The 22,055-nt window shown below is 63.1% G+C and carries 17 protein-coding genes; 9 read left to right on the plus strand and 8 right to left on the minus strand.

Going from position 1 to position 22,055, the window contains the following annotated elements:
• The first annotated feature begins 11 nt into the window (after positions 1 to 11).
• The 5 genes from XI05_RS17450 (at position 12) to XI05_RS17475 (ending at position 7,070) form a co-directional block, all read left to right on the plus strand.
• Positions 12 to 818 carry a transglutaminase-like domain-containing protein gene (locus XI05_RS17450; protein WP_271503842.1) on the plus strand — a complete coding sequence of 269 codons (807 nt, stop codon included), beginning with the start codon at positions 12 to 14 and terminating at the stop codon, positions 816 to 818.
• 334 nt (positions 819 to 1,152) lie between these two features.
• Positions 1,153 to 1,347: a hypothetical protein gene (locus XI05_RS17455; RefSeq protein WP_271503846.1), complete on the plus strand. Its 195-nt coding sequence runs from the start codon at positions 1,153 to 1,155 to the stop codon at positions 1,345 to 1,347.
• Between the two features lie 2,894 nt (positions 1,348 to 4,241).
• Entirely contained in the window at positions 4,242 to 4,613 is a 372-nt protein-coding gene (locus tag XI05_RS17465; RefSeq protein WP_271503850.1) for a hypothetical protein, read from the plus strand.
• A 131-nt stretch (positions 4,614 to 4,744) separates the two neighbouring features.
• A complete protein-coding gene (locus XI05_RS17470) occupies positions 4,745 to 5,374 on the plus strand; it encodes a TerC family protein (protein WP_271503853.1) in 630 nt (209 codons plus the stop codon).
• A gap of 190 nt (positions 5,375 to 5,564) precedes the next feature.
• The gene (locus XI05_RS17475) at positions 5,565 to 7,070 is read left to right on the plus strand and encodes a CHASE3 domain-containing protein (RefSeq protein ID WP_271503856.1); all 1,506 of its coding nucleotides are present in this window, start codon (positions 5,565 to 5,567) and stop codon (positions 7,068 to 7,070) included.
• 67 nt (positions 7,071 to 7,137) lie between these two features.
• Here the strand turns inward: XI05_RS17475 and XI05_RS17480 are convergent, their stop codons facing one another.
• Together XI05_RS17480 and XI05_RS17485 are read right to left on the minus strand one after the other, a co-directional pair.
• Positions 7,138 to 8,367 (minus strand): glycosyltransferase family 87 protein, encoded by a 1,230-nt coding sequence (locus XI05_RS17480; RefSeq protein ID WP_271503859.1) that lies wholly within the window; start codon positions 8,365 to 8,367, stop codon positions 7,138 to 7,140.
• 163 nt (positions 8,368 to 8,530) lie between these two features.
• On the minus strand, positions 8,531 to 8,695 hold the full coding sequence (locus XI05_RS17485) for a Flp family type IVb pilin (protein ID WP_172784770.1): 165 nt from the start codon (positions 8,693 to 8,695) through the stop codon (positions 8,531 to 8,533).
• 353 nt (positions 8,696 to 9,048) lie between these two features.
• Between XI05_RS17485 and XI05_RS17490 the strand changes: the two genes are divergently transcribed.
• From XI05_RS17490 to XI05_RS17505, 4 genes are all read left to right on the plus strand, one after another.
• On the plus strand, positions 9,049 to 10,539 hold the full coding sequence (locus tag XI05_RS17490; RefSeq protein ID WP_271503863.1) for a hypothetical protein: 1,491 nt from the start codon (positions 9,049 to 9,051) through the stop codon (positions 10,537 to 10,539).
• 44 nt (positions 10,540 to 10,583) lie between these two features.
• On the plus strand, positions 10,584 to 12,146 hold the full coding sequence (locus XI05_RS17495) for a hypothetical protein (protein ID WP_271503866.1): 1,563 nt from the start codon (positions 10,584 to 10,586) through the stop codon (positions 12,144 to 12,146).
• 163 nt (positions 12,147 to 12,309) lie between these two features.
• Complete coding sequence (locus XI05_RS17500) at positions 12,310 to 13,305, plus strand: glycosyltransferase family 2 protein (protein ID WP_271503867.1); 996 nt, start codon at positions 12,310 to 12,312, stop codon at positions 13,303 to 13,305.
• A gap of 8 nt (positions 13,306 to 13,313) precedes the next feature.
• Entirely contained in the window at positions 13,314 to 13,997 is a 684-nt protein-coding gene (locus XI05_RS17505) for a class I SAM-dependent methyltransferase (protein WP_271503870.1), read from the plus strand.
• 1 nt (position 13,998) lies between these two features.
• Here XI05_RS17505 and XI05_RS17510 read toward each other — a convergent pair whose 3' ends face one another.
• The 6 genes from XI05_RS17510 to XI05_RS17535 form a co-directional block, all read right to left on the minus strand.
• Positions 13,999 to 15,441 carry a hypothetical protein gene (locus XI05_RS17510; RefSeq protein WP_271503873.1) on the minus strand — a complete coding sequence of 481 codons (1,443 nt, stop codon included), beginning with the start codon at positions 15,439 to 15,441 and terminating at the stop codon, positions 13,999 to 14,001.
• A gap of 455 nt (positions 15,442 to 15,896) precedes the next feature.
• Positions 15,897 to 17,819 (minus strand): ATP-dependent zinc metalloprotease FtsH, encoded by a 1,923-nt coding sequence (ftsH, locus tag XI05_RS17515; RefSeq protein ID WP_035998585.1) that lies wholly within the window; start codon positions 17,817 to 17,819, stop codon positions 15,897 to 15,899.
• Positions 17,820 to 18,098: 279 nt separating this feature from the next.
• Complete coding sequence (gene tilS, locus XI05_RS17520) at positions 18,099 to 19,154, minus strand: tRNA lysidine(34) synthetase TilS (protein ID WP_271503876.1); 1,056 nt, start codon at positions 19,152 to 19,154, stop codon at positions 18,099 to 18,101.
• Between the two features lie 123 nt (positions 19,155 to 19,277).
• Positions 19,278 to 20,357, minus strand: a complete 1,080-nt coding sequence (ybgF, locus tag XI05_RS17525) for a tol-pal system protein YbgF (RefSeq protein WP_271503879.1) — start codon at positions 20,355 to 20,357, stop codon at positions 19,278 to 19,280.
• A 207-nt stretch (positions 20,358 to 20,564) separates the two neighbouring features.
• Complete coding sequence (gene pal, locus XI05_RS17530) at positions 20,565 to 21,053, minus strand: peptidoglycan-associated lipoprotein Pal (RefSeq protein WP_018641585.1); 489 nt, start codon at positions 21,051 to 21,053, stop codon at positions 20,565 to 20,567.
• 251 nt (positions 21,054 to 21,304) lie between these two features.
• On the minus strand, positions 21,305 to 22,036 hold the full coding sequence (locus XI05_RS17535; RefSeq protein WP_271503882.1) for an N-acyl amino acid synthase FeeM domain-containing protein: 732 nt from the start codon (positions 22,034 to 22,036) through the stop codon (positions 21,305 to 21,307).
• Positions 22,037 to 22,055: the final 19 nt, after the last annotated feature.

Consider the following 22,055-nt stretch of genomic DNA (forward strand, 5'->3'; position numbering starts at 1 on the left):
AGGCCCTCAGCATGAAAATACAGGTTGGCTTCGAAATGATCTACGAATTCCAGCAAGTCACACCATTGATTGCTGTCGTCGGCATGCATTTCACCCGTGCATCCGACATCATCGTGCCGGATTACCTCGTCACGGAGCCTTCCGTGCCGATCTCGCCATACCGAGACGGCTTTGGAAACTGGTGCAGTCGGTTCGTTGCGCCCGCCGGCCGCATGCGCCTTTCCGCCAACGGTACAGTGCGCGATAGCGGCTTGCCTGATGTGATCGCGCCTTCCGCTACGCAATACGCGGTCGAGGATCTTCCACCTGATACCATCGTTTATCTGCTCGGCAGCCGCTACTGCGAAACCGATCGGCTTTCGGACATCGCATGGAAGCTGTTCGAGAAATCAGCGCCGGGTTGGCCACGGGTCCAGGCGATCTGCGATTTCGTGCACAATCACATCGCGTTCGGCTACGCGCACGCGCGGCCCACCATGACGGCTTGGGACGTATTCAACGAGGGCAAGGGCGTCTGCCGCGACTATGCGCATCTTGCCATTGCATTCTGCCGTTGCATGAACATTCCGGCGCGCTATTGCACCGGCTATCTCGGCGACATCGGTATCCCGCCGCCCCACGCTCCAGGGGACTTTGCAGGCTGGTTCGAAGCCTATCTTGGCGGCCGCTGGTACACATTCGATGCACGCAACAACACTCCGCGAATCGGCCGCGTCCTGATCGCGCAAGGCCGCGATGCGGCGGATGTTCCGATCGCCCACACTTTCGGACCCAACACGCTCGTCAGCTTCAAGGTGTGGACCGATGAACTTGTCTAAAGCGCTCGCCTAGGCGATTGGGTACCAGGCGGCTGAGATTGATCTCGCTAATCGGTTAGAAGACTGCTAGACAGTTCCCATCACCGCGCGCTGCGTGGCTGTTATCGGTGACTGAGAGCGTTGTGCTCCCGCCTCAACCCAAGAGAAGGCGGTCAGATGTCAAATTCCGACAAATTCGACATTCGTGAGTGGCTCGTACCACCGTTGTTGGTACCGCTCTTCCTCGTACTGCTGATTGCGGTGACCGCCCTTTTATAGCGGTAAGTCCGTCAAGCGATGCGTCAGACCTGCAAACCGGGGCGTTGAGTCAGTTCAAGGCAAACAGGAGCCCAAAATGGCAAACACGGCAATCATCAGGGATGCCTACGGGGTTCCGGCAATCTTCGTTGGTTCGAAGAGTGGCCGGGACGATGCGCCCTTTGTTTTCGTGCGGGTCGGAGGTGAAGAGCGGCGAATGCGTTGGTCCGAATGGGATGCTCTTCCGGCCTGGACCGGCGAGAGCCCCACCTGGGCGAGTAAAACCAAATAGCTATGGAGTGCTCAGCATGAGGATGGTTCGAACAGGCACTTGGACCGCGGCGCTTCTGCTGGCATCGGTATTGGGCCTCTACACGCCGGCAGCTTTTGCCGCGGAGCCGAATTGCCGTGCGATCGAAAGCAGCAACGCGCGCCTATCTTGTTACGATGCGGCATTTCCTCCAAAAGCCAGGAAGCCCACCGAAGCCGGCATCGACTCATCGCCAGGCCCCAAGGACCCATTTCTTGCGGAAGACGCTCGAACCGCCGCGAGGCTGAAGAATATTTGCCGGGGTTGCTGAGTTTCGCTTCCGAACATGTGCGCCAATTGAGAGAGCCTGAAGATGACGAGCGATGATGCTAAAGGTCGCCGAGTGGTCCGCCAGCAAAAGCGTGCTCTTCATCTGGCTGGCACGGTTTTGGATGGCAGGGCTGACCGCTCCGCAAGCTCTAAGGACCAATCGGCGAGAAAACAGCGCCTGCTTGACGGGCCAGCGGAATTCAAATCGGTCCGCGTCGACCGTTCGAAGAAGACTTCAAACGATGCTGAGTAATCGAGGACGGTCCCTTCGGCCCGGAGTCATGATGGCGCATGGAACATCAGGGCATTAAATACACAGTGGTCCAGACGATCAATCCGCCCGGCTGGAAATGGTCGTTTGAGCGAGACGGTCGGTCACCCCGAACCGGAATTGCCTTCAATCGAGCGGAGGCTGTCAGCGCAGTTGAACGAGCGATCAGCCGATCGCTCAGAGATCAGCAACGCCAATAGAAGCGCTCGGTTTGCGGCTCCTCAATTTGAATTTTGCCTCTGTCCTCGGCACGTTGCCTCTCGACGCCGGCGTCGCAAGGCGCAAGTGCGGATCACAAAAGCCCGGGGGCCAGGGCGGAGAATTGCAAGAGAGGTGCGCCCGGCCAGTACCGCATTACAGAGGGCTAGCTTCCAGCGAATAGTTCTTGCCAGAAACTGAACAAAGCGCTCGCTATCGGGCAAATAAAGGCGCACTGTCCCACTACCATCGAACGGCCCATAGCATCTATCGGTGGTGTGAACGCAACTTGCGCTCCCGCTCAACCCCGCAGCGGAGCGTCAAACATGCCGGCTAAACGGTCCCAAGGACAATCCTCGACATTCGAATACCGCCTCGCGCAAGAGGCGATCAACCTGCGCCTACAAGCCAAAGGGATGCCCGCTGGCGTCCGCCGCACGGAGCTTCTGCGGAAAGCCCGTCAGATCGATGTTGCCGGAGAGATCAACAACTGGCTGACCTCGCCGGGACTACAGCCGCCAACTTGAATTTAGGTCTCGCTTTTTGTCCGACGTGATGAACTTCACACGCCACGTGGAGACCAACCTTCATCGGGATTTTACTCTCACCCTCCCGGGGGCTGGTAAGCCGCCGCCTGCGCTCTATTTAAGCGGGCGGCGTTTTTGCTCGAGATGGTATGCCATTGGATGCGACGTCTAGCGGCTGATCGAGATTTCCATGTGGCTTTCCAGGAACGCCGCTGGGAGAACGGCTTTAACGTCGATCACCTTTTCGAATCCCTGGGCTACTATCGGTGACTGAGAGCTAGTTGCTCCCGCCTCCAAGCCGCGGGATGCACATGTGCGACAAGTGCGACCACATAGACAACGAGATTGAACGGTTCCGCAGGTTGATAGCACCGGGGCTGGACTCGCTTAGTCTGGCGATGATCCGATGCGCCATCGAATTGCTGGAAGATGATAAGGCGGCCTTTAAGTGCAGCGGGAGCGCGCGCAACTAAGTGAGCGCTCAGTTCGCAATCCTGGTCGATGTCGTCTCTTAGGCCCGTTGCTGACACTGGCTCATCGCGCCGCGAAGCCGGCTTCCCGACGGCTGACCAGAACGGGGCAATGTAGTGGCCAAGGCCGCCTTTGATCCGCTGCTGAACTGAGGGACCGACGCTATTGCCGCGTCATCAGCGCGACAACCAATCCAAGCAGAGCGAGCAGAATAGTGAGGGGATACAGCTGAACGAGCTTCGTCCTGAGCGGAATGGCTATGCCAAGGTTGTTTGAGGTCGAACTTAAATGGCACCTCGGAGAAACGTAGCCCGAAGTCCAGCTCGTACTTCTCGCAAAGAAGGGCCAACAGGTCGTTCGTGAGGAAATAGAATTCGAAGAAGATGATGGTTGGCAAGAGATACAGCCCCGTCTCAGAGCTCAGGCAATCTTCTTGGTATCGGACAGCCGGTTCGATCCCCGACCGGCGGGCCGCTGCGGTTTCGAGTTGACTCAAGGACCTGACCGCCGCTTCTGGCCCAAAGGCAAATGTGGGAAATCAACATTGACTTCACTTGTTGAGGAAAGAGCGGACGCAAGTTGGACGAGATACCGCCCGTACACCACCCAGAGACTCAGCCCCATCGTCAATGAGCATTTTCAGCCATAGATCTCGTGTTGATCCACGAGCCGGCATGTGACTCGATGCTATCGAACGGGTCCACACTCAGCGGAACAAGCAGGCGGATCGGCCGGAGTTCGGGCACGTTCCAGTAGAAAGATTGAGCGCGTGCGGGCCAAACGGATCGCGGTCATGTTGCCGCGCGGCCAAAACGCGCGCGACCATCAGTAGCATTGTGCTTCTGACTGCAAGGGTCGTCTTTTAAACGGTGAAATCTGTCGATCGTGGGTGCGCTCTCGAAAGAGGCCAGCACATGATTGAGCTTTGGAACAAATGGTATGAGACCTTGGCCTCCGTCGAGGGGCTGGCAGCCGTTGTCATCGCTGCCGTAACGACCGCTGGCGTTCTTACGTTGATTGAGGGTCGGCGGCATAGGACAACAAGACATTCATTTGAGAGGCGGAAAACGCCCAAGTAGACCGGATATTTCAACGAGTAGACGGCTCCTACGTAAAGCGCTCGTATGCAGGAGGATCAAATGATCGCTTCTCATGCAAGTTGGAACAGGAATGCGCCTTGGCGGGACACATTCTGCTTATTCGCGTTGTTGAGCATCCTGGTCGCGACTCCCGCCCTCTTTATGATCCTCCTGCTGGATTCCCAACTCGTCTTACCAGCGCTCAGTCTTCTATTTTTCTCAGACGCGATGATCACCGCGCTCTTGGCTTGGGCAAAGCCCGAACATGTAACGCCAGAACATGTAACGCTCTGGGATATCGCAGGTGCATTCACCATGATGTGTTGCGCCACAGCGATTTTTGGCGAACCAGATCAAGTCGCAATGCTTTTCGGGGCGCCGGTCGGACAACATTCGGACGCCGTTTTGGGAGATCGTCACCTGGCGCCCTGATTGCCGCCGACGTCGGACTAGAGTTGATTTGGCCGCTCTGTTTTGGATGGTAACGCGCATCGGTCAATCCATAGAACGTATGCGACCATCGCTCGGAGTTGCCATTTCCCTGGCATCGGGAACCATGATCCGTGTTAGATTCCCTCAATACGGATGTTCTTAGCGTACTCTTGCAGGTCGTTCTAATCGACCTTGTGCTCGCCGGCGATAATGCCATCGTCATCGGCCTTGCCGCGGCGGGACTTCCTCAGGCCCAACGAAGCAAGGCGATTTTGATCGGTATAGTCGCCGCGACGATACTGCGCCTTCTGTTAGCCGGGACAGCGACGCAGATCCTGCAGATCGTCGGCCTCCCGCTCGCTGGCGGGATCCTGCTATTGTGGGTATGCTGGAAGATGTGGCGAGAGTTGCGCACGTCCCCCTCGGGCCCCACCGATAGGAAAGGGACAATTGCAGAAATCCCGGAAAGCAAACCTCGCAAAACACTCATCCAGGCGAGTTGGCAAATTATCGTTGCCGACGCTTCCATGTCTCTCGACAATGTTCTGGCCGTCGCAGGGGCTGCGCGGGAGCATCCATTGGTCCTGATCTTCGGCTTGGGCCTTTCCATCGCGATGATGGGAATGGCCGCTTCCTTCATTGCCCGCCTTCTGGAGACTCATCGCTGGATTGCTTACGTCGGTCTGGCCGTCATTCTCTACGTGGCGCTTGAGATGATCATTCGCGGGACATTGGATGTCATGAAGGTCGCGTCGATATGACGGCCCTGTTGCGTCCAACGACACGGCAAAATTTCCCCCTTGCCCGGCGAGACACTGACTGCGCTCCACTCCGGAGGCTGCGCCGCTTTGCCCCGTCACGGTCCCATACCAATTCTTGCGAATGCCATCGCTTGGGAGCAATCTCGAGCTAGCTGTCTGGTCGGTCGCGGACTTCGGCCTTGAGGGTCAGGTGCCCCAGTTTTCAAGTCTACTGATTTTGCACAAATTGATGGCGGCATTTGCAGCCGTGGTAGCAGTCATATTCGTGAGCGGCGCAATCGTCTACGACAGACTTAGCGTGATCGAAGAGGCCAAAAACCGGCGGGTCCACACCACCGACGTGTTGGACACGCTAGAGGCGGCAGTAGCCGCAGCGCTGGATCAACAAACTAGCCTACGCGGCTATTTGATCAGCGGCGACGAGAAATTCCTGGACCCGTACCGCAGAGGCAGCGCCGACTTCAGCGCGGCAATCCGAAAATTGAGAGAACAGACTTCGGATAACCCAGACCAGCAGGGTCGTCTCGATGAATTGAACAAGCTGGCGATGACGTGGCGCGTCGAGACCGCCGAGCGGGAGATCACGCTGATGGCGGATCCCACGACTCGGGAGCAGGCGCGCACGTTGGAGGGGGCGACCGGCAAAGCTGCCATGGACGCAATCCGCGCCAAGGCGCGCGAAATCGAGAAGGTTGAGCGCGATCTGTTGGCAAGGCGCGACGCCGTACAGAACTCGGCATATGCTACCGCATACGCGGCAACCGTGATAGGCGCCGCAGCCTCACTCATGATCGCAGTGTTGATGGGCATACTACTCACACGCGCGATCGCGCAGCCGATCACACGCATGACCGGGGCTATGGCGGCGCTTGCCAAGGGAGACACGAGCATCGACGTGCCCGGAATTGACCGGCGTGACGAAATCGGCGCAATGGCGGCCGCGGTCAATGTTTTCAAGAAAGGCATTGTCGAACGCCAAAGGACACAAGTCGAGCTCGCTCATGTCAGTCGCGTCGCCACAATGGGCCAGCTGACGGCCTCGATTGCCCATGAGATCAATCAGCCGATCTCGGCCGTGCTTAGTAACGCCGACGCCGCCTTGAACTGGCTCGCCGCGGACCCGCCAAACCTGGGCAAGGGCCGCGAGTCCCTCCACCACATTGTCACAGATTGCCAACGAGCTGGCGACATCGTCCACCGGATCCGCGATATGGTCAGGAAAGCGCCGGTGCCCAAAAGTCGGCTCGACGTCAACGCAGCCGTTCTGGACGTCATCGCCATGGTCCGGAGCGAGGCGGTGAGGCATGGAATCTCGGTACAGATGCAACTCGCTGAGGATCTGCCGCAAATCGAAGGTGAGCGCATTCAGCTGCAGCAAGTGCTCCTAAATCTGATCCTCAATGCCGTGGAAGCCATGAATAGCCTTGAGGACGGCAAGCGGGATTTGCAGATCAGTACCGAAAGAGACGTTGCAGGCAGCGTGCTCGTCGCTGTACGGGATTCGGGCCCGGGGATCGAGCCGACGAGTGCGGAACGTGTTTTCGACGCATTTTACACGACCAAGTCCGACGGCCTAGGCATGGGGCTTGCCATCTGTCGGTCGATCATTGCGGCTCATGGCGGACGGTTGTGGGTCACCGCGAATAAACCGCGGGGCGCCGTCTTCCAGTTTACCCTCGCTCCCCTCCAGGACTAGATGACGCCACATGGGGCGCTCAGCCGACAGTCTCCGGCTTTGAGCCGGCAGACCGCTTTCGAACTTCTCAGCTCGTTCGCGTGATCGCGAGCTGCGCCGATGCGGCCTCGGCCGTCCGCCAGGCTGCACAGCGTCCGAGGATCAGCCCGAACACGATCAGGATCGCCGGGAAGCCGACCGGTTGCCCGAGAAACAGGAAGCTCGCAAGCAGCGCGAAGACGAGCGCCAGCGCCATCACCTCGTGGCGTGCGAAACCTTCGTCGAGTCCGGCGCGGATGAGGAAGGCCACCGCGATGCCCAGCACGACCAGATCGTACATGAAGAGATAGGGCGTCGTGAGCAGCGTCGCCGTCGCGAGCATCGCCGCCTTGAGGGCGTGGGGCAGCCGGCTCCGCCACACCACGGCCAGCACGACGGCCACAGCTGCGGTCAACACCCACTGGAAGATCCATCCGAGCTGCTCGGTGCCGCCGACATAGCGCACCAGCGCGAAGATGCTCTGCATCTTGAACCAGGGCGCCCTGCCTTCGGTCAGGAAGGCCTGGGAGAACATCGGGATCCAGTGGAAGAACGCCTGCCAGCTTTCGGTGCCGAAGGCGAACCAGGACATTGCAGCGATCGCAGCGGTGACGATTGCGGCGGTGAACAGCACGGTCCATTCGGCGGCGGCGAGCAGTGCAAGCGGAAACAGGAGTCCATATTGCGGCTTGTAGCTGAGCAGGCCGAGACAGATTCCGGCCAGCACCGGCCGTGCCGGCAACAGATAGAGCGTGCCGCCGATCAGCGATGCCGTGAGAAAGCCGTTCTGCCCGACCAGGATGTTGAGGAAGGCGGCCGGAAATCCAACCGCAATCACGAGGCCCGCATTGCGCCCGATGATCGCGCGCATCACGGCGAGATAGGGCACCATGCTGAACGCGGCCCAGCCGATGAACGCATTTGCATAGGGAAATTGCGCAAGGAACGACGCAACGAACAGGAAGGGCGGCGGATAGTGCCAGGCGAAATGGCCGGCGAAATCCTGCTTGAGCAGTGCAAGCTCGACCTGCTTCTGAATGTCCCAATCCCAGGCCTGCGCGGGATGCCCCTCGAGCGCCAGCTTTCCGGCCGCCCAGACATTGACGAAATCAGTGGGGATGCCGCGTCCGTCGGCGTCGAAGATCCAGAGATGGGTGAGATAGGCCGTCGGAAAATACGCCAGCGTGACGATCGCCAGCACGAAGGAGATGTTGACGAGGATCGCAGGGACCGCATCGTGACGGCCGACGGCTGGCGGGACGGACGAAGCTTCGGCCATGCGGCTTCCTTACGCGATACGCTGACGCAGATGCGTTCAAGCCATACACCCGAGTGGCTTGAAGGAGGCTTAAGCCCGATCGTCGCGCCTCGCGCCGATGCCGGCAAAGCAAAAGAGCCCCGTCGATGACGGGGCTCTTCGCTATTTCGCTGGTCGTCCGGCCTTACTTGAGGCTGGTCGAGATCGAGGTGAACTTGGCGTTCAGCGTGGTGCCGAGGTTGTTGACGACGGTGATGATCGCCAGCGCGATGCCGGCAGCGATCAGGCCGTATTCAATGGCGGTGGCGCCGGATTCATCCTTCATGAAACGCGCAACGAGGTTCTTCATAGAGTGCTCCAAATGAGTACACGAGGCTACAACTGATCTGGTCTCTTCGGCTTCCCAGCGCCGCCCGACCATGGGAACGAAACGTAGAGGCAAAGAATTGCGCCGCAGTTAATTCGACTGCGTAAACACTGAGCGGATTGCGTGTATTGGCCCATGGTAAATCCAAGTTCGAAACAATCCGTTAAATTGTAAATATATGACGCCGGTCTGGCGCGGCCGGTTTACCCGAAGTTATGACCGGCGTGGTCCAATGCCGCCCGCTCGGACTGAAGCGCGGGGAGATGGTGCGCACGCAGCCCGCCGGGTCCGGATCATGGCCGGACCGGCAAGAACAACCAGGACGACGAGGCGGCATGTCCCTTTCCTTCGCCAACAGCATCGCGGTGCAGGGCCGCGCACGCGCCCTGGTGCCATTGTGCGTCGGCGCCGGCGCCTATCTGTTCTTCCTGTTCCTCGGCGACACGCTGCTTCAGGATTCCGACTCGTTCTGGCAGATCAAGATCGGGCAATGGATCCTCGATCACCGCGCCATGCCCATGATCGACTTCTATTCCTTCACGCGGACGGGCGCGCCGTGGATCTCGACGTCCTGGCTGTCGCAGGTCGCGTTCGCCTTCTCCCATGCGCAATGGGGCTGGGCGGGTCCCGTCATCCTCACCGCGGCCGCCGTCGCGCTCACCGTCGCAATCTTCGTCCATCTGCTCGAGGCGCATCTCGAAGCCCCGCGCGCGGTGCTGTTCGCGATGCTGGCGCTGCTGCTGTCGATCCATCACGTGCTCGCGCGCCCGCATGTTCTGGCGCTGCCGGTGATGGTGGCGTGGGTCGGCTTGCTGATGGCGGCTGCGAACCGCAGGAGCGCGCCGTCATGGACCTGGCTGCCATTGATGGCGCTCTGGGCGAACCTGCATGGCGGCTTCGTGCTGGGGCTCGCGCTGATCGGCCCGATCTCGCTCGAAGCGGTCGAGCATGCCGAGAAGGGGCGGCGGCTTGCCCTGTTCATGCGCTGGGTGCTGTTCGGAATCGGGGCGCTGATCGCGAGCTGCTGCACGCCGTACGGCTGGCGAACGCTGCAGGGCGCGACCAACATCCTCAGCCTCGGCGAGCTGCTGACGCTGATCCTCGAATGGATGCCGGCGAACTTCGCCACGTTCACCCCGTTCGAAGGCGCCCTGCTCGCCCTGATCGCCTTCGGCTATTATCGCGGCCTGGTGCTGTCGGCGCCCCGGATCTTCCTGATCCTGTTCCTGACCTGGAGCGCGCTGAGCCACGTCAGGAGCATCGAGGCATTTGCATTCCTGGTGCCGCTGGTGCTGGCAAAGCCGCTCGGCGAGATGTTCCCGCAGCCGGCGCCTGAGGCCGCCGGTGCCGAAAGCTGGCCGGGCCGCACCGTCACAGCACTCGGCGCGCTGATGATCGTAGCGGCAAGCTGGACCTCGACCTCGCTCTACATGGGGCACCACCGTTTCACCTTCACCATGACGCAGACGCCGGTTGCGGCGGTCGATCTGCTCGAGCAACGCAAGGTGCAGCGCGTCTTCAACGCCTACCAGTTCGGCGGCTATCTGATCTCGCGCGATATCCCGGTTTTCGTCGACGGCCGTGCCGAGCTCTACGGCGAGAAGTTCATCATGGACTTCTTCAAGGCAACCGAAGGCAAGAAGCCCGAGCTGCTGCCGCGTCTGCTCGACGAGTACAAGATCGACGCGACGCTGCTGGGTGCCGATGCGCCGGGCCCGCAGATCCTCGACCAGCTCAAGGGCTGGAAGCGGATCTATGCGGACGGCATCGCCGTGATCCATTTGCGCGACACTGCAGACGGCGTCACCGCGGCGCCTGCGAAGTGAGGACCTGCTCCAGCGCGCGTCGTCGGCCTCAGCGCCTCCATCACATGGTTCCTTCCAGCAAGCAGACCCTGACAGATCCGGCTCGTCCCGACCCGGACCGAGCCGTGACGATCATCGTGCTTGCGATGCTGGCGGCGGTCTCGTTTGTTCCGGTGCTGCTGACGCCCATTCCGGCGATGGTCGATTATCCCAATCACCTCGCCCGCATGTACATTCTGAGCCAGAACGGCACCCCGGGGGCCAATCCGTATTACGAGGTGAGGTGGGCCTTCTATCCCAACCTCGGAATGGACCTGCTGGTGCCGCAGCTGGCGCGGCTGATGAGCGTCGAGGACGCCACGCGGCTGTTTCTGCTGCTGAGCCAATTCCTGATCGTCACCGGTGCGCTTCTGCTCGAATGGGTCAGGAAGGGGCGCATCCATCTCGCCGGCTTCGCCGCGCTCGCCTTCCTCTACTGCCTGCCGTTCAGCTGGGGCTTCGTGAATTTCGAGTTCGGGCTCGGCCTCGCGCTCTGGGGCATCGCCGTCTATCTGATGCTCGCCGAGGGCCCCTGGCCGCTGCGCTTCGCCGCCAATCTGATCTTCGTCGCCGTGCTCTATGTAGCGCATTTCTTTTCGCTCGGCATCTACGGCGCGACGCTTGGCCTCTTCGAACTGTCGCGCATCCGCCGAGGGCAAGTCGCGTATCCGATCGCGACCGCGCGGCTCGGCGCGCTCGCCCTGCCGGCGCTTTCGCTGCTTGCGATCATGCATGTGACGGCAGGCTCGATCGGAAGCGAAGGCAACAGCTGGTTCGCCGCATTCAAGCCGGTCTGGCCGCTGCGTATCATGAACGGCTACAATCTGACGATCGCGGCGATAACCGGCCTGGCGCTGATGATCTCGCTGCTGTTCGCCGCAAGGCGCGGCGTTCTCAGGCTCGAGCCGGCGGGGGTCTGGCTCGCGATCGGCTTCGCGCTGCTTTACCTCGTCATTCCCTCGAAACTGTTCGGAACCTCGTTCGTCGACCTTCGCATGATTCCCGCGGCGGCGCTGATCCTGCCGGCGTTCTGCTCGCTGTCCTTGCCGAGCCGGGCCTGGAGAATGGCTGCGCTCGCTGCGATCAGTGGCATCATATTGCTCAATGTCGCCGTCGTTCTGGCGGTCTGGCTGCCTTACCGCGCCGACTATGCGGCGATGATCGCCTCGTTCCAGAAGATCGATCGCGGCTCGCGCGTTCTCGTCGGCAGCACGGACGACAAGGGAGATCCGCCCTTCGCCGACCTCACCTCCTATCCGATGTATTATGCGCCGACGCTGGCGGTGCACTATGCCGACGCGTTCGTGCCCAACCTGTTCACCGAAACGGGCAAGCAGCCGGTGCGGCCGCGCGAGGCGGTGCGCAATATTGCCATTCCCTATGGCGGGCCGGTGCCGTCGGGCCTGCTTGCCGCGATCGCGATGGGCCAGCCGGCGGCGGACGCTCCGCAATTCGTCCGCACCTGGCACCGGGATTTCGACTACCTCTATGTGCTGGGATCGCCGGCCGCAAATCCGCTGCCGGATCGGCTGGAGGTGCTGGAGACCTCGAAGCGATTCGTCCTCTACAGGATTCGCCGCACGCCCTAGCGCGAAGCCGCGGCCGCAGAAGCGTGGTTAACCGCACTTCACCATTCCCGTCCGCCGCCCTCACCCATGTTCCGGGCGATAGACCCTTAACGGTTGCGGCAAGGCGACCTTAACCACCTGCTCATAGACTTCCGCCCCTGCAACCCCAGCCGGACTCCTTCGCATGGCGGCCAATTCCAGATCGATCCGCTACAGCCTCGTCATCCCCGTGTTCAACGAGGAAGCGGTGTTGCCGGTGCTGTTGCGCCGGCTCGACCAGGTCATGTCCAAGCTGGACGGGCCGGCCGAAGCGATCTTCGTCGACGACGGCAGCAGCGATTCCAGCTCGATCGTGCTGCGGGCGCTTGCCGCGCGTGACGAGCGCTTTCGCTATATCGGCCTGTCGCGCAATTTCGGCCATCAGATCGCCATCACCGCCGGCATGGACGCCACGCAAGGCGACGCTATCATCGTCATGGACGCCGATTTGCAGGATCCGCCCGAAGTGATCGAGCAATTGATCGCGAAGTGGAAGGAAGGCAACGACATCGTCCACGCCCGCCGCCTGTCGCGCGAGGGCGAAAGCCGTTTCAAGCGTGCGACCGCGCATCTGTTCTACCGGCTGCTGGGCAGGATGTCCTCCGTCGGCATCCCCGCCGATGTCGGCGACTTCCGCCTGATCGATCGCAAGGTGCTCGACGCGCTCATGCAGATGCCGGAGCAGGATCGCTTCGTGCGCGGCATGATCGCCTGGCTCGGTTTCCGTCAGGCCGAAGTCGCCTTCCATCGCCTCGAGCGCGCCGCGGGCGAAACCAAATACCCGCTGTTCAAGATGGTCCGCCTCGCGGTGAACGCCGCACTCGGCTTTTCCGATCTGCCCTTGCGGCTGGCGATCTGGTGCGGATTGACGGTCTCCGGACTTGCGCTGCTCTACGGCGGCTGGGTGGTCCTGTTGTGGCTCAGCAAGGACAGCCATCTCGTCACCGGCTGGTCCTCGACGATCGTCGTCGTGTCGCTGCTGTGCGGCATCAACATGCTGATGACGGGCATCGTGGGACTCTATGTCGGCCGCATCCATGCCGAGGTCAAACGCCGTCCGCTCTACGTGGTGCAGGCACGCATCGGATTCAATCGGGGCGAGACCGCGGCGACACCCGCGATCCACGCCGTCAACGAGTGACCCAGCGCATGGCCGAACTGTTCGACGGCTATCACGACAATTACCGTGATGTGGTCCAATCCTCGATCGACTTCTCGGGTCTGCCGCATGATTTCTTTATGCGCGCGAAGGCCGACCTGCTGCGCGATCTGATCGCGCAGCGGCTCGGCGCGGAAAGGCCCGACATGCTGGACGTCGGCTGCGGCGTCGGCAGCCTTCATCCGCTGCTGCACGGCATGGTCGGCCGCCTCAGCGGCATCGACGTCTCGTCCGCCAGCCTGATTCAGGCGCGCACTCACAACGCTGCGGCCGACTACCGGGAGTATGACGGCCGCACCTTTCCGTTCGCCGACGCCAGCTTCGACCTGGTCACGGCCATCTGCGTGATGCACCATATCGTGCCGGCCGAATGGGCGCAGTTCATGGCCGAGATGCGGCGCGTGACGCGCCCCGGCGGGCTCGTCTGCGTGATCGAGCACAATCCCTACAACCCGCTGACGCGCCTGGCCGTTGCGCGCTGCGAGTTCGACCGGGACGCCGTGTTGCTCGGCGCCGGCACGACCCGGAAGCTGATGGCGGCGAGCGGCCTGCGCGAGATCGGCGCGCGGCATTTCCTGCTGCTACCCTGGGACACCAAACCGGCGCGGCGCCTCGAAGGAGCGCTGAGCGGGGTTTGGCTCGGCGGCCAATACGCCGCGTTCGGGACCGCTTGAATTATTGCGGCGTCGCCCGCCGCTTGTGCACGACCGCCACATCGTCGCCGTAGACACGCTGCCATTCGGGCAGCCGGTCGAGCAACGCAACGGCCGGTGTGCCAGGCGCAAGCAGCGTCGCGCCGATCTTGTACTCGTCGAGCAGCTTGAGAAGATCTCCGAGGTCGACCAGCGCCAGCGCGCGGTTGTAGCGGTCGATGAACGGCCCGCCGTAGAGCTCGCCGCGGCCATCGATGAAGGTGGGAATGCCGGCATAGATCAAATAGCCGCCGAAGGAATAATCGTTGAGCACGCGCTCCGCCTTGGCGAGGCCGGTTCGGGCGATGGCGGCCTCAGGGGTGATGATCGGCGCGGGCCGGATGTCGCGCGCCAAAGCCAGGCCGCTGATCGCGGCCAAGACGCCGAATGCGGCGAGATTCAAGCCGCGCGAGGAGCCGTCGGTCTCGTTCTCGCTCGGCCCACCGAAGGTGCGGCCCAGCGGGGCCGCCAGATAGAGCGGCGCCAGCATGGCCAGCAGATCAGCATTGCGCATCTGCGCCAGCGCGAAATGCAGCAAGCCGATCACCACGAGGGTCCGCACGACCGGCAGCGTCACGCCGCGCGAGAGCGCGAAGATGCTCCCCAGCAGCAGCAGCTCGAAGCCGCCGACATGACTGAAATCCTGCGGCCGCCATTCCGCGATCCAGGCGAGCGCGGAGCCGAGGCCGAGCGTGGTCAGCGGCATCAGCAGCGGTTCCGGGCCGTGCGGCGTCAGGCAGGACGCCGCCAGGGCAAGCGCCGAGAAGGGCAGCCATCGCAGCAGCACGCGCGGCCACTCGCTTCGCTGCTCGCGCAGCAGCGCCTCGAGCACCGCCGGGCCGATCAGCCCGAGCGCCAGCACCACGCTGCCATGCAGGTTGGTCCACAGCACCAGCAACGGAAGGGCCCAATAGGGCGGAGGCGTGCTGCGGTCCATGCAGCGAACCAGCGCGGCCGCCCAGGTCACCATCAGCGGCAGCACGAGGACATGGGGCCGCGCCAGCATGTGCGGCGCCAGCAGAACGATGGCCGTGATCACCATCAGCATGGTCAGGGCCGGCGAAAGCTCGCGCAGCAGGAAGAACGTGAGCAGGCCAAAGGCGAGCGCGATCGCCGCGGCGGCAATGGCGACGACGCCCGGCCAGCCGGCCAGCGCAAAGACGGCGGCATAGATGACCTCGGACAACCATTCGAAGGTGATCCATGGCGCGCCGTGCTTCGAAAATGAAAACGGGTCGCTCGTCGGCAGGGTGCCATGCGCGATGATCCAGCGTCCGACCTCGATGTGGGAATAGCTGTCGGGATCCCCGAGCAGCCGCGGCCCGATGGCCAGCAGCACGGCATAGAGCAACAGCCCCACCGCCCAAGGGAGCGCTGCACGTGCCGAAAACGATTGAACCGCGCTGTGGACGACCTGATCAGTCATGGCGGGCCAAGGTAGGCCGCAAGCGTTAAGTTCTTCTTTAGGGTTTCGCGCATTTGCCCCAAGGCAGGCCGGCGGCGCCAGATGATCTTCATTGCGATCGTGCATGGCATCAACGTCGTCATTGCGAGCGCAGCGAAGCAATCCAGAGTCTTTCGGCGGAGGCAGCCTGGATTGCTTCGCTGCGCTCGCAATGACGAGTTTGTGGCTGCGGCGTGCGTCCCTCTTGTGTCCCGGACGCGTTGCAACGCTCCTGGCGTTGCTGCGCAGAGCCGGGACCCAGGAGGCGGCACGCGAAGATGCGGAGACGTGGGGCCCGGCTCTGCAGCGCACCACGTCGCGAGGGCGACGCGCTGCGCTGCGTCCGGGGCACGAGACCGGAGCAAAGCGGCAACACCTCGGCCAACAAAAAACGCGGCGTTGCCGCCGCGTTTTTCGATCTCAGTTGCCGCTTGGAATTACGCCTGCGGCTGCGGCTCGAGGCCGGGATCCGGATCCGGACGCGGGCGCGGCTTGCCGGCCGGGGGCACGGCGGAGGCGCGCGGGGTGGTCGGCTCGAGCACGGACTCGCGGTTCGGCTTCTTGCCCTTGAGCAGGTCGACGATCTCATCGCCGGTCAGCGTCTCGAACTCGAGCAGGCCCTTGGCCAGCGTCTCGAGATCGGCGCGCTTCTCGGTGAGGATGCGGGTCGCTTCCTTGTAGCCTTCCTCGACCAGGCGCTTGATCTCGGAATCGATCTTCTGGACGGTGGCTTCGGAGGCGTTCTGCGTGCGCGACACCGACATGCCGAGGAAGACCTCGTCCTGGTTCTCGCCATAGGAGACGGTGCCGAGCTCCTCCGACAGGCCCCAGCGCGTCACCATCATGCGGGCAAGGCGCGTGGCCTGCTCGATGTCGGACGCCGCGCCCGAGGTCACCTTCTCGCGGCCGAAGATCAGCTCTTCGGCGACGCGGCCGCCCATCATGATGGCGAGGCGCGAGGTCATCTGCTCCAGCGACATCGACAGCTTGTCGCGCTCGGGCAGCTGCATGACCATGCCGAGCGCACGGCCGCGCGGGATGATGGTCGCCTTGTGGATCGGATCGGTCGCGGGCACGTTGAGGCCGACGATGGCGTGGCCGCCCTCGTGATAGGCCGTCAGCAGCTTCTCTTCCTCGGTCATGACGAGCGACTTGCGCTCGGCGCCCATCATCACCTTGTCCTTGGCCTCCTCGAACTCGGCCTGCGTCACCATCCGCTTGTTGCGGCGCGCGGCAGTCAAAGCGGCCTCGTTGACGAGGTTCATCAGGTCGGCGCCGGAGAAGCCGGGCGTACCGCGGGCGATGGTCTTGAGGTTGATATCCGGCGCCAGCGGCACCTTGCGGACGTGAACCTTCAGGATCTGCTCGCGGCCGACGACGTCGGGGTTCGGCACCACGACCTGGCGGTCGAAGCGGCCCGGACGCAGCAGCGCGGGATCGAGCACGTCGGGACGGTTGGTCGCGGCGATCAGGATCACACCCTCGTTGGCCTCGAAGCCGTCCATCTCGACCAGCAGCTGGTTCAGCGTCTGCTCGCGCTCGTCATTGCCACCGCCGAGGCCGGCGCCACGGTGACGACCGACGGCGTCGATTTCGTCGATGAAGATGATGCAGGGCGCGTTCTTCTTGGCCTGCTCGAACATGTCGCGGACGCGGCTGGCGCCGACGCCGACGAACATCTCGACGAAGTCCGAACCCGAAATTGTGAAGAACGGCACGTTGGCTTCGCCCGCGACCGCGCGCGCGATCAGGGTCTTACCGGTGCCAGGAGGGCCGACCAGCAGCACGCCGCGCGGGATGCGGCCGCCGAGGCGCTGGAACTTGCCCGGATCGCGCAGGAACTCGACGATCTCCTGCAGGTCCTGCTTGGCCTCATCCACGCCCGCGACGTCCTCGAAGGTGACGCGGCCATGGGCCTCCGTCAGCATCTTCGCACGCGACTTGCCGAAGCCCATCGCCTTGCCGGCGCCGCCCTGCATCTGCCGCGACAGGAAGATCCAGACGCCGATCAGCGCGATGAAGGGCAGCCAGGAGACCAGCAGCGAGACGAACCACGGCACGTTGTCGCCGGGCGGCTTCGCGGTGATCTGCACCTTGCTGTCATAGAGGCGCTTCACCAGCGTCGGGTCGTTCGGCGCGTAGGTCTGGAAGCTGGAGCCGTTGGTGAAGGTGCCGTGAATATCCGGCCCCTGGATCACGACGTCGCGCACATTGCCACGGTCAACCTCGCTCAGCAGCTGCGAGAAGGCGATGTCCTGCGAGGAGGCCCGCTGACCCGGATTCTGGAAGAGCGTGAACAACGCCAACAGCAGCAAAACAATGATGACCCAGAGGGCGAAATTGCGCAGATTGGCGTTCATCGATCTTCCTTCGTGGTCGCGCGGATCGCGGCCCTGATCCTTGGGTCGTTACTTCCGTCAATGCGAGGAAATCCCAAGGAATCCTCATCGTTGGACGCATACAATTTAGGTGCCGCCCCGGTCGCTGCCAAGGGAACGAGATGGGACTATTTATCCCATCTTACCGCGATTCCCGCTGAAATAATGGCGTCCAAACCGGGGTTTTTCCTGCCTGGTTAAGGTGGCCTGACGGGCACGGACGCGAATTGACCGGTGTCATGATCCGCTTCTCTGTCGCGCTCATCTGCCCTTGCGCCGGCGGGCCGGCGCCGGCGCGATCTGGATACGCCCGCCGGCAAGGCTGATCAAGGCTCCCGCAAGGGTCTGCTTGAGGACCGGCCGGCCATTTGCGGCTGCACGGGGGCTGGCGGTCGCCCGATCAAGCACGGACATCAGGGTTTCGACCTTGCCGAGTTCCGCCGGCCCTTCATGACCGAGCGCGTTGATGGCCCGCAGCAGCAGCCGCAGCCGCACCTCCTCCGGCAGGGCGGCAAAAGCGGAGGCCTCGAAGCTACGGACGCCCACCTGCGGCGCATCGCCGCGATCCCGCACGCGGAGGAAGCGCTCGGCGCCGTCGGCGAGCACCTCGATCGCCGCGTTGGCCCGCGCCAGCCTTGCCGCGAGCCGCGCCAGATTCCTGGCATCGCCACCCTCGGCCGCGAGAAGCGGCAGCAGCGCGCGCAGCCGCGGCCGGGTGAAGGCGGCGTCCCGGTTGCTGGGGTCCTCGGCAAAGCCGATCTTCGCCCGCCGCAAGGTCGCGATCAGCTGCGATTTGGGGACATCGAGCAACGGACGCGCCAGCACGATTCCCTCGCGCGCGGTGAAAGGAGCCATGGCCGAGAGCCCGGCAAGTCCGCTGCCGCGGAACAGGCGCATCAACAGGGTCTCGGCCTGATCGTCACGGGTGTGGGCCGTCAGGACATGGCTCGCGCCGGCGGCACGCGCGGCCTTTGCAAGCAGACGGTAGCGGGCCTCGCGCGCAGCGGCAGGCAACCCCGTCTTCGGCTTTTCACCGCGCCAGCGCAGAGTCCGGTGCGGCAATCCGAGCGCGGCGGCGAGCCGCTTGACCTCGCGCGCCTCGCGGGCGGCTTCCGGGCGCAGGCCGTGATCAATCGTCACGACCGTGATTTGCGGGGCTCGCGCGAGGCTGCGCTGCCAGCGCGCCGCAAGCCACATCAGCGCAACCGAATCGGGCCCGCCGGAGACCGCGAGCACCAGCGCCGGCGCATCTTTCAGGCCCGCGAAGAGCCGCCTCGCCTCGCGCGCCGAGATCGGTGAATTGTCGTCGTCTGACATGACGCTGCAATCGTCCGCGGATGGACCGAGTGTTTAGCGCAACGCCATCGGTTTTGTCAGCGACCGCTCTTGTTTGAGCATGATCTTTTCGGAAAACCGCTGCACACTTTTCCGGATCATGCTCTAGCACTTCACCCGCTTCTGCTCGCGATCGACGGTGGCTTTGACGCTCGCCGAGGCGCGCGGATATTTGCGGCCGATCTCGCCGAAGGCGGCGCAGGCGGCCTCCTTCTCCTTCAGCGCGGCGAGCGACTGGCCGAGCCGCAGCAGCGCATCCGGCGCCTTGGCCGATTTCTCGTATTTGGTGGTGACGGCGAGGAATGCTTCCGCGGAGTCACGATATTGCTGACGCTGGAAATAGCTCTCGCCGAGCCAATATTGCGCGTCGCCAAGCAGCGGGTCACTCGGATATTTCTGCGTGAAGTTCTTCATGGTCTGCTCGGCCAGCGCGTAGTCCTTGCGCTGCATGTAGCCGATGCCGAGGTCGAACTCGTCGCGCGGCGTCGCCGAGGGCGGCAGGGTGGCCAAGGCAGCGCCCCCGGCCGGTGCGGGATAACCCGATTGCACCGGCGGATAGCCGGGCTGCGCGGCTGGCGGCACACCTTGCTGGTAGCGGGGGCTGGTGTTGGCGAGATCGAGCGGCTCGCCGGCATTGCGGCCGCCGCCGGGCGTGACCGCCGGCATCGGCTGCTGCCCGCCGCCGAGTGCGCGCGGCGCACCGGGCGCGTTCGGGTTCTGGTTGGGGTCGAAGGCATCGCCGCGGCGGCGCGTGCCGGGTCCGCCGGGCGCCGGCTGCTCCTGAACGATCGGCGCGGGCGCAGCGATCTGCGGCTGCTCGTAAGCAGGCTGCGCGGCCTGCTGTTGCGGCGGCTGGCGGTAGCCGGGCCCGGCCTGACCTGGTGCAATCTGGCTCGGTGCGATCTGCGCGGGCGGCATCGCCGCGACGTTGGGTGCCTGTCCGGGCGCGCCTTGCGCACCGCCCTCAAGCGCCCGCAGCCGCTCTTCGAGCTGGCGGTTGCGATATTGCAGCTCCTCGTTCTGGCCGGTGAGCTGGCGCAGCCGGTTCTCCAGCCGCTCGATCCGCATCTCCGGGTCGGCATCTTCCGACTGTCCGTAGCCCGATTGTGCGAGTGCGGGCGAGCACAAAGAGAGCAGCGCGGCGGTCGCCACGGTGCCGGTAAAGACCTTAAATCTGGATGACATCTTGCCCTGACGACGAAAGCGAAATGGCCTGCGACGGAACCCTCGACGCGCCACACATTGAAGTGGAGTACGCCAAAAATGTGACTGATACCAAGGGGTTTTCAGTCACAGAATGCTGAAACGAAACCGGCGCCCGAGAGGGCGCCGGCATCATCCAATTCCAAAGCTGAACGGCACCTGACTGACCGCCGGGGACCTGACCGATCGTCAGGAGCTCGCGTTCAAGACAGTGACCGCGCGGCGGTTCTGCGACCAGCAGGAGATGTCGTTACAGACGGCGACCGGCCGCTCCTTGCCATAGGAGATCGTGCGCATGCGGTTCGGGTCGATGCCGCGCGAGGCGAGGAACGAACGCACCGACTGGGCACGCCGGGCGCCGAGCGCGATGTTGTATTCGCGGGTGCCGCGCTCGTCGGCATGACCTTCGATGGTGAAGGAGTAGCGCGGATAGGTCTGGAGCCACTGCGCCTGCTTCTCCAGGGTCACGATCGCCTGCGGGGTCAGATCGGTCTGGTCGCTTTCGAAGAACACGCGGTCGCCGACATTGACGACGAAGTCCTGCTGGCTGCCGGGCGTCGCCGCATTGGCCATCGCATCCGTCGCGGCATTCTTGTTGGCGCAGGCGCCCATCGACAGCGCGACGGCGAGCACCGCGGCCAGCTTCAATCCCTGGAGGATACGCATAGGATGTTTCATTCCGGAGCCTCCACGCTCACGTTAGTCCACTGCTGTCCGGTCTACAGGGGGTTGGTTAAGCGAACGTTCCGTCAACCTTGACGGAACCTTGCCACAGCCGGTCAAATGCCCCCAACCAGCGAAAAGCAAACGCCATGGTTAATGGGTTGTAAATGTGGCGCGAGGGTGAAGGCAAGCCGGTCGATGATCAAAACACCGTTCCGCCAGGATCGACCCCGGCGGCCGCTGAAGCCGCTCACGGACTGAAGGGTTCAGGCCGGCGCAGCCGCGCCGGCAACGAGAACCGGCCGCGATGGGGCAATCCGGGGGGCGCTACGTTCGAACAGCATCCGCCGCTCGAACGCACTCGATCGCATGATGGGGAAGCGCGTGAGGATCTTTTCCCGGACTCTAGGATAGTCCGAGGCCATCAGGACGGCCTTCTTGGTCGGCCAGCCCGGAAATGAACGCGGCTCGGTGAGAGTCTCGGACAGGAACACGCGGCGGTAGAACGCCTGATGATCGGTGCGCACCATCGAGAGTCCGACATCGGCGTTGAAGTGCTCGCAGGCGACGAAGGGAAGCCGCACCGTTAGATAAGGCAGTTCGGGGAACCGCTGCTGCATTTCCGGATCAGCGACGAATCGACAGGGGTCGATGAAGACCTCGCCCCGGTCCAGGCGGGGATGCAGCACGTCACCGAACACCTCGGTCGTGTAGGACATCCGCCATTCGAATGTCAGAACGTGGATGCGGACGGCACTGCAGAGTTCGTTGTCGACGTAGACCCCGAAATTCCAGACGTTGGGCGCGTCGTCGAAACGGTCGGTCACCCGCTGGGATTCCGACGGCGGAATCAGCCCGGCGTGCAAATAGGCATGGTAACGCATCCGATGGAGGCGATCCGTGTCCTCTTCCGTTTCGATGAGCCGATAATCCACACGCTCAAACAGCGCGGCTCCGCGTGGAACAAGCGCCGTTTGCGGTTCGGCCCCGGACTTCATCAATAACCCCTACGCTGCA

Source organism: Bradyrhizobium sp. CCBAU 11357 (assembly GCF_028128865.1).
Classification (GTDB): Bacteria; Pseudomonadota; Alphaproteobacteria; order Rhizobiales; family Xanthobacteraceae; genus Bradyrhizobium.

Bases quoted from the DNA above. Each gene is read 5' to 3' on its own strand.
- XI05_RS17450 (WP_271503842.1), top strand. From the start codon at position 12: ATGAAAATACAGGTTGGCTTCGAAATGATCTACGAATTCCAGCAAGTC.
- ybgF (WP_271503879.1), bottom strand. From the start codon at position 20,357: ATGTCATCCAGATTTAAGGTCTTTACCGGCACCGTGGCGACCGCCGCG.
- XI05_RS17465 (WP_271503850.1), top strand. From the start codon at position 4,242: ATGATCGCTTCTCATGCAAGTTGGAACAGGAATGCGCCTTGGCGGGAC.
- XI05_RS17485 (WP_172784770.1), bottom strand. From the start codon at position 8,695: ATGAAGAACCTCGTTGCGCGTTTCATGAAGGATGAATCCGGCGCCACC.
- pal (WP_018641585.1), bottom strand. From the start codon at position 21,053: ATGAAACATCCTATGCGTATCCTCCAGGGATTGAAGCTGGCCGCGGTG.
- XI05_RS17495 (WP_271503866.1), top strand. From the start codon at position 10,584: ATGGTTCCTTCCAGCAAGCAGACCCTGACAGATCCGGCTCGTCCCGAC.
- XI05_RS17505 (WP_271503870.1), top strand. From the start codon at position 13,314: ATGGCCGAACTGTTCGACGGCTATCACGACAATTACCGTGATGTGGTC.
- XI05_RS17455 (WP_271503846.1), top strand. From the start codon at position 1,153: ATGGCAAACACGGCAATCATCAGGGATGCCTACGGGGTTCCGGCAATC.
- XI05_RS17535 (WP_271503882.1), bottom strand. From the start codon at position 22,036: ATGAAGTCCGGGGCCGAACCGCAAACGGCGCTTGTTCCACGCGGAGCC.
- XI05_RS17480 (WP_271503859.1), bottom strand. From the start codon at position 8,367: ATGGCCGAAGCTTCGTCCGTCCCGCCAGCCGTCGGCCGTCACGATGCG.
- XI05_RS17490 (WP_271503863.1), top strand. From the start codon at position 9,049: ATGTCCCTTTCCTTCGCCAACAGCATCGCGGTGCAGGGCCGCGCACGC.
- ftsH (WP_035998585.1), bottom strand. From the start codon at position 17,819: ATGAACGCCAATCTGCGCAATTTCGCCCTCTGGGTCATCATTGTTTTG.
- XI05_RS17500 (WP_271503867.1), top strand. From the start codon at position 12,310: ATGGCGGCCAATTCCAGATCGATCCGCTACAGCCTCGTCATCCCCGTG.
- XI05_RS17510 (WP_271503873.1), bottom strand. From the start codon at position 15,441: ATGACTGATCAGGTCGTCCACAGCGCGGTTCAATCGTTTTCGGCACGT.
- tilS (WP_271503876.1), bottom strand. From the start codon at position 19,154: ATGTCAGACGACGACAATTCACCGATCTCGGCGCGCGAGGCGAGGCGG.